Origin of the sequence: Thermus scotoductus DSM 8553 (genome assembly GCF_000381045.1) — a bacterium.
Lineage (GTDB): Bacteria > Deinococcota > Deinococci > Deinococcales > Thermaceae > Thermus > Thermus scotoductus.
In genome coordinates this window covers 1-5,719 of record NZ_KB905784.1, presented here as the reverse complement: position 1 = coordinate 5,719, position 5,719 = coordinate 1, and the positions used below count along the sequence as shown (strand labels likewise).

Sequence of the window (5,719 nt, the reverse complement as noted above, 5' to 3'; positions counted from 1 at the left end):
CCTGGTGGCGGGAGAAAGGGCCGACCTCCGGGCCTCCTTGCTCAAGCGGAGGGAACCCGAACCCTTTGAGCTCCTGTACACCGACTTCACCCTCCTGCCCTACCGGGGTGGGAAGGCCTGGTTCCTGCCCATCCTGGACCACGTCACGGGCGCAAGCCCGTAGCTTGGGGACGCGGACGGTGGTGGCCTGGGGTTTAGGGCCATCTCCTTCGGCGGAGCTGGCCCTTGGGGCGTGGGCGGAGGCCAAGGTCTTTCTCCAGGCCCAGATGGGGAGGCTTCCCGAGGCCCTGGTACACCACGATCAGGGGGGTTCTTTTTTGAGCCACGAGTGGGTGGGGACGCTTTTGCTGAGGGACGGGCAGAGGCTTTCCTACAGTCTGATGGGGGCCAAGGGTGTCACGCGAAGCGTACATTTTCTCCGGTGGTGGAGAGTTTTTTTGCTCGGTTCAAGTGGGAGGGACGGGACCAGTTTTTGGAGGCCAAGAGTCTTGAGGAGCTAAGGGGGGTGGTGGAGGAGCGGCTACGCTACTACCACGGTCACGGGCGTAGCCCGTACCTTGGGGGTCGGTTGCACTCGGGGCTGGGCTACCGGACGCCAAAGGAGGTGATGGATGAGGTTCTAGGGCAGAGCGCTAAGGGCATCACACGGGAGGCAGGATGAAAGTGTCTAAGTCCAAGGGGCCGGATCACTCCTCCTAGGGGTGAGGGTGAAGGGGGAGGGGGAGGTGGCGAGGGGGTGGCGGTGCAGGTGATGCCGGGGGCTAAGAAGGAGGTCCTGGGCCGCCTCGAGGCCAACCTCAAGGCCCTCCCCGGGATCACGCCCCTTCTCAGGGAAAGGGGCCTGGAGGGGGCTTTGGAGGCCCTTATGGAGGGCCTCGACTTCCAGCGCACCGACCTTAGCGCCCTGGGCTACCCCCAAAACGAGATCCCGGCCCGCTTCCGGTGCCGCTGCACCCGGGAGAAGGCCCTCGAGGCCCTGGTCTTCTTCACCCCAGAGGAGCGGGAGGAGATGATCGTGAAGGACGGGGGGGCAGAGGTGGTCTGCCACTGGTGCGGCGAGGTCTACCGCTTCTCCCCAGAGGAGATCCGCACCCTGGTGGCCTAGGTGCGCTGCCCGGACTGCGGGGCCCTCTGGCTCTACCCCAAGGCGGACGGCACCCTGATCCGCATGGAGGGGGAGACCTGCCGCTGCGGGCGGCGGGTGGAGCTTCCTGGGGGGCGGAGGGAGGCGTGATCCCACCCCCTTTTGGCCCAAGCCTCCATGGGGTGGGATCAGGCTTGGCTCTCCGCCCTGCCCCGGGGCCGCCAGCGGAGGAGGTGGCGCTCGAGGCGGTCAAAGAGGAAGAAAAGGAGGAGGACAAAGAGAACGATGAGGGTGATCAGGGCCAGGGAGAGCTTGGCGTTATAGGTGCTCTGGGCGAAGGAGAGGAGGTAGCCGAGCCCCCGGCTTGCGGCCACGAACTCCCCCACCACCGCCCCCGTGAAGGCGAAGCCCACCGCCACCTTCAAGGAGGAGAGCACCCAGGCGGCGAGGGAGGGGAGGTAGACCTCCTTGAGGAGCCAGAGCCTTCCTCCCCCCAGGGTCTCTACCCGCTCCACCAGCCTCGGGTCCACGTTCCGCACCCCCCCGTAGACGGCGAAGAAGAGGAGGACCGAGACCAGAACCAGGCTTAGGGCCACCTTGGAGGCCAGACCTATGCCCAGCCAGATGACGAAGAGAGGAGCTAGGATCACCCGGGGGATGGCGTTCAGGAGAAGCATTATGGGCTCCAGCATGTCGGCGAAAAGGGGGCTGAAGGCGGCGAGGAGGCCTAAGCTTCCCCCCAGGAGGACCCCCCAGAAAAGCCCCAGCAGGGCCGCGGTGAAGGTGGCCTGGAGGTGGGGGAGGATCTCCCCGCTTTGGAAGAGCCCATAGAGGGTGAGGAGGACCTGGTGGGGGGGCGGGGCGTAGAGGGGGTTCAGGAGGCCCCAGGCGGCCAGGCCCTCCCAGAGGAGGAGAAGGCCTACGACCCCTAGGACGCGGCGCACAGGGCCACCTCCTCCAGGTCCTGCCATAGCCTCCTAAGGAGCGGGCCGAAGCGGGGATCACTCCGTACCCCCACGGGGTCGCGGGGCCGGGAAAAGGGGACGGCGTACTCCTTGGCGATCCGGGCCCTGGGCCCTTGGGAAAGGAGGTAGACCCGGTCGGAGAGGGCCAGGGCTTCCTCGAGGTCGTGGGTCACCAGGAGGACGGCGATGCCTTCTCCCTCCACCAGCCGGAGGAGGTCCCGGGTAACCCCTGTGCGCAGGATGGCGTCCAGGCTGGAGAAGGGCTCGTCCATGAGGAGGAGCCGGGGCCTTAAGGCCAGCACCTGGGCCAGGGCCACCCGCTTCCTTTGCCCTCCGGAGAGCTCATGGGGGTAGCGGTCCCCAAGCCCCTGGAGCCCCAGGCGCAAAAGCCATGCCTCGGCCTCCTCCAAGGCCTTCGCCTTAGGCCAGCCGCGGATCCTGAGGCCCAAGGCGGCGTTTTCCCGTGCGGTCCGCCAGGGGAGGAGGGCGTCCTCCTGGAAGAGAAAGCCCAAGGCCTCCGGGGGAAAGGCCCGGTGGATCGCCCCGGCCCGCGGCCGCACCAGCCCGGCCACGGCCCGGAGTAGGGTGCTCTTACCGCTTCCCGAGGGCCCCACCAGGCTTACAAACTCCCCTTCCCCCACGCCGAGGCTCACCCCCTCCAGGACGGGCACCCCCCCGTAGCCCAGGGTGAGGTTCTCAACCCGAAGCACCCAGCACCTCCAGGTCCAGGAGGCCCTCAACCCGGAAGGAAGGGGGGAGGAGGCCCGCCTCCATCTGGCTTTCCGCCACCCGGCGGGCCGCCTCCAGGTCAATCCGCACCCTTGTGGGGTAGAGGTCCTTGCGGTAGCGCTCAATCACCGCCCTGAGCCTCTCCTCATCCCCCCCGGCGATCAGGGCCTTGGGCAGGGTGTCGGCGATGAGGTGGGCGTTGGCGGCGTGGATAAAGCGGAGGGCCTTTTCCAGGGCCCTGGAGAGGGCCCGCATCTCCTCCAGCCTTCCCTGGCGCTCCTCCCGCCGCACCGCCACCCCCATGAACTCGTAGGGGCCTCCCAGATAGGTCCGGGCCTGCCTAAGGTCCATCAGGTTCACAAGCTCCCGTCCACCCGCCTCCTTGAGAAGGGTGAGGGCGGGTTCCTGGACCATCCCCACCTCCACGTGCCCGGCCCTCAGGGCCTCGTAAAGGTTGGGGCCTAGGGTGGCGTACTGCACCCGCTTGGGGTCCACCCCAGCCTTCCTCAGGAGGTAGACCAAAAGGACGTGGTCGGCGTTGCCCAGGGCGGAGACGCCCACGGTCTTCCCCTCCAGGTCCTTGAGGCCCTTGACGGCGCTCTTGGGGGCGGCGGCCAGGGCGAAGAGGGGAAGGCGGCCTGTGGAGCAGAAGCGGAGGATGGGGGCTCCCTGCCGGTAGGCCTGGAGGGCGGCGTCCAGGCTGGTGGCGGCGTAGTCCACCGCCCGCCCTACCAGAAACTGCAGGGCCTGACTTCCCCCCCGGGCGTAGACCAGCTCCACCTCGAGGCCCTCCTCGGCGAAGTAGCCCCGCCTCAGGGCCACCTCGTAGGGGATGATGCAGAGGAGCTGGGAGCAGAAGGCGAGGCGCAGGCGTCTTCTTCCCCGTTGCGCCCACCCCAGGCCTCCCAGGGCCAGCCCTGAGAGCCCCTGCACCACCCTTCTCCGGTCCACGCAGCAGTCCATACCGCCATGGTGGTCTATGAGCCTCATCTTGTCAAGGGTATAAAGCCCAGAGGGGTCCTGCGGACCTCCCAGTCACCGGGGTATACTCTTAAGCCGTGCTCGCCCTCTACCACGGGGCCCGGACCCTGGGGATGCGGCCTGCCCTATTGGAGTCCCTGGGCCCAAAGACCCCCTTTGCCCGCCTTTCCCTCCTTGGCGTCCGGCCCCGCCACCGCCTCGAGGTCCTGGAGGGCAGGCTCTACCTGGACGGCAAAAGGGTGGGGGAGGCCTTGGAGATCTTCCGCTATCTGGAAAGGGGGCTTGGCCGGGGCTTCTTCCCTGCCTGGATCGGGTTTTTCGCCTACGAGTTTGCCCGGCACCTGGGGCTTCCCACCCATAGGCCCCTTCCCGGCCTCCCTGAGGCCTTTTTCTTCTATTACCCCCCCTTTCGGATATTCACCTGCATATGCATTGACACGCCAATAAGGAAGGGGGCTTGGATAAATGTGTGGGAACACCCAAGCCCCCTCCCAGCTTACCAGAACTCCCCGAGTGGCAACTGCGCACACTGATCCGCTCCCTCCAGGTCCCAGAACCTGGCCCCAAACCCGGTCGCCCCAGAACCTACACGCTCCCAGATACCCCTCGACGAGATAACGAGAGAGGCCATGGCTCTGGCCGCGGGTGACGGCGTGACCATGGTGGCTGCGGCGGGGAACGAGAACTGCCCCTTCGCTTTCTACCCCGCCGCCGAGCCCACCGCTATCGCTGTGGCCGCCACCGGCCCCGAAAACGTCAAGGCTCCCTACTCCAACTACGGGAGCGAGATATGGGTGGCGGCCCCAGGGGGTGATCTAGCCAACTACGGTACCAGCGGCGGTGTCCTTTCAACGGTGCCGGGCGGTGGTTACGCGTACTACCAAGGCACCTCCATGGCCTCCCCCCACGTGGCCGGGGTCGTAGCCCTGATGCTTGCCGCAAACCCAGACCTGACCCCAAGCCAGATCAGGCTCATTCTGAGGGGTACCGCCTCCGACCTAGGTGCGGCAGGCTGGGACCCGTACTACGGTTACGGCCTGGTCAACGCCGAGGCCGCGGTGAGGGTTGCCCGGGACCTGCTGAGCGCTCGTTTCTCCGAGTTCTGGGTGCGCCTACGCCAGGGGAGCACGGTGGTGGCCGAGGTGCAGGCGGACCAGGGCGGAAACTTCACCCTGGAGAACGTCTCCGCGGGCAGCTACACCCTCGAGGCGGGCAACGACCGCGACGGCGACGGTGTGCTGGGAGAGCCGGGTGAGTTCTACGGTAGCAGCACGATCAACGTGGCCTACACCGGTGATCTCAGCGGGATTGGGCTAAACGTGCAGCCTCGCTAGACCTACCCGCCCATACCAGGAGGCATAAAGGTCCCCTTCCCCTTGTGCCCATCCTAAGCCCCTCAAGGGGCCTGGTGGTGTGGGGTTGGCTTTGTTCTGGCTGGACGGCCTGGGTTCTCTTTCCGGGCCGTATCTCTTCCCTCGTGGGTCTTAACCCAAGGCGGTTCAAGGTAGCATGTTCCCTGGAGGGGCCGTTCGCGCAGTAAACGGAAAGTACAGGTCAGGGAGCACCCCCCCTTGCAGAAAATAGGAGGTTCGGGCATCATTGGGTTTTGTGAGGCCAGAACCCCTTTAGAGGCCAAAGGCGGTTTAAGCGAACCCTATAACCCGACGACCTCAGTACACGTCAAAACGTGGGACCACCCCTTTAGGATGGACCTGCGCCCACGTGGATGGGCAGGTACCCATAGGAGGTGGTCCCCATGGAACAGCTTACCCCACTCATCAACGCCTTGAAGCGATACTGGAAGGCCGACCTCAGGCGCCTCACCTTCCTGGCCGCCCTGGTGATGGCTCTGGTCACCGCCCGCACCACAAGCGGCCCCAGACTCGCTCTTTCCCTCGGCTCCATAGCCAGCCCTGACCCCCGCTCCGCCTACCGAAGGTTCCAGCGGTTCTTGGCCTGG

General features: G+C 66.3%; 5 protein-coding genes and 3 pseudogenes. 5 read left to right on the top strand and 3 right to left on the bottom strand.

The window, feature by feature from the left end:
• Positions 1 to 424: 424 nt before the first annotated feature.
• Together F604_RS0111120 and F604_RS13360 are read left to right on the top strand one after the other, a co-directional pair.
• Positions 425 to 661, top strand: a complete 237-nt coding sequence (locus tag F604_RS0111120; protein ID WP_126187886.1) for a hypothetical protein — start codon at positions 425 to 427, stop codon at positions 659 to 661.
• A gap of 25 nt (positions 662 to 686) precedes the next feature.
• A pseudogene (locus F604_RS13360) lies at positions 687 to 1,234 on the top strand (Hsp33 family molecular chaperone HslO); the annotation flags it as partial.
• Between the two features lie 38 nt (positions 1,235 to 1,272).
• Here the strand turns inward: F604_RS13360 and F604_RS0111110 are convergent.
• From F604_RS0111110 to F604_RS0111100, 3 genes are read right to left on the bottom strand one after another with little or no spacing between them, the layout of a single operon-like run.
• A complete protein-coding gene (locus tag F604_RS0111110) occupies positions 1,273 to 2,028 on the bottom strand; it encodes an ABC transporter permease (RefSeq protein WP_019551711.1) in 756 nt (251 codons plus the stop codon).
• Positions 2,013 to 2,759 carry an ABC transporter ATP-binding protein gene (locus tag F604_RS0111105; RefSeq protein ID WP_019551710.1) on the bottom strand — a complete coding sequence of 249 codons (747 nt, stop codon included), beginning with the start codon at positions 2,757 to 2,759 and terminating at the stop codon, positions 2,013 to 2,015. Before F604_RS0111105 ends, F604_RS0111110 begins: the two co-directional genes overlap by 16 nt.
• Positions 2,746 to 3,768, bottom strand: coding sequence for an ABC transporter substrate-binding protein (locus tag F604_RS0111100; protein WP_248644188.1), 1,023 nt, complete (start codon positions 3,766 to 3,768; stop codon positions 2,746 to 2,748). The genes F604_RS0111105 and F604_RS0111100 overlap by 14 nt, the downstream gene beginning before the upstream one ends.
• Before the next feature lie 104 nt (positions 3,769 to 3,872).
• On the opposite strand from F604_RS0111100, the pseudogene F604_RS12730 reads away from it, so the two are divergent.
• From F604_RS12730 to F604_RS12260, 3 genes and pseudogenes are all read left to right on the top strand, one after another.
• A pseudogene (locus F604_RS12730) lies at positions 3,873 to 4,163 on the top strand (aminodeoxychorismate components I/II); the annotation flags it as partial.
• Positions 4,164 to 4,388: 225 nt separating this feature from the next.
• A complete protein-coding gene (locus tag F604_RS13475; protein WP_019551707.1) occupies positions 4,389 to 5,093 on the top strand; it encodes a S8 family serine peptidase in 705 nt (234 codons plus the stop codon).
• A 422-nt stretch (positions 5,094 to 5,515) separates the two neighbouring features.
• Positions 5,516 to 5,719: pseudogene (locus F604_RS12260) on the top strand (IS4 family transposase); the annotation flags it as partial.

Coding starts and splice junctions, on each gene's coding strand:
- F604_RS13475 (WP_019551707.1), top strand. CDS start 4,389: ATGGCTCTGGCCGCGGGTGACGGCGTGACCATGGTGGCTGCGGCGGGG.
- F604_RS0111100 (WP_248644188.1), bottom strand. CDS start 3,768: ATGAGGCTCATAGACCACCATGGCGGTATGGACTGCTGCGTGGACCGG.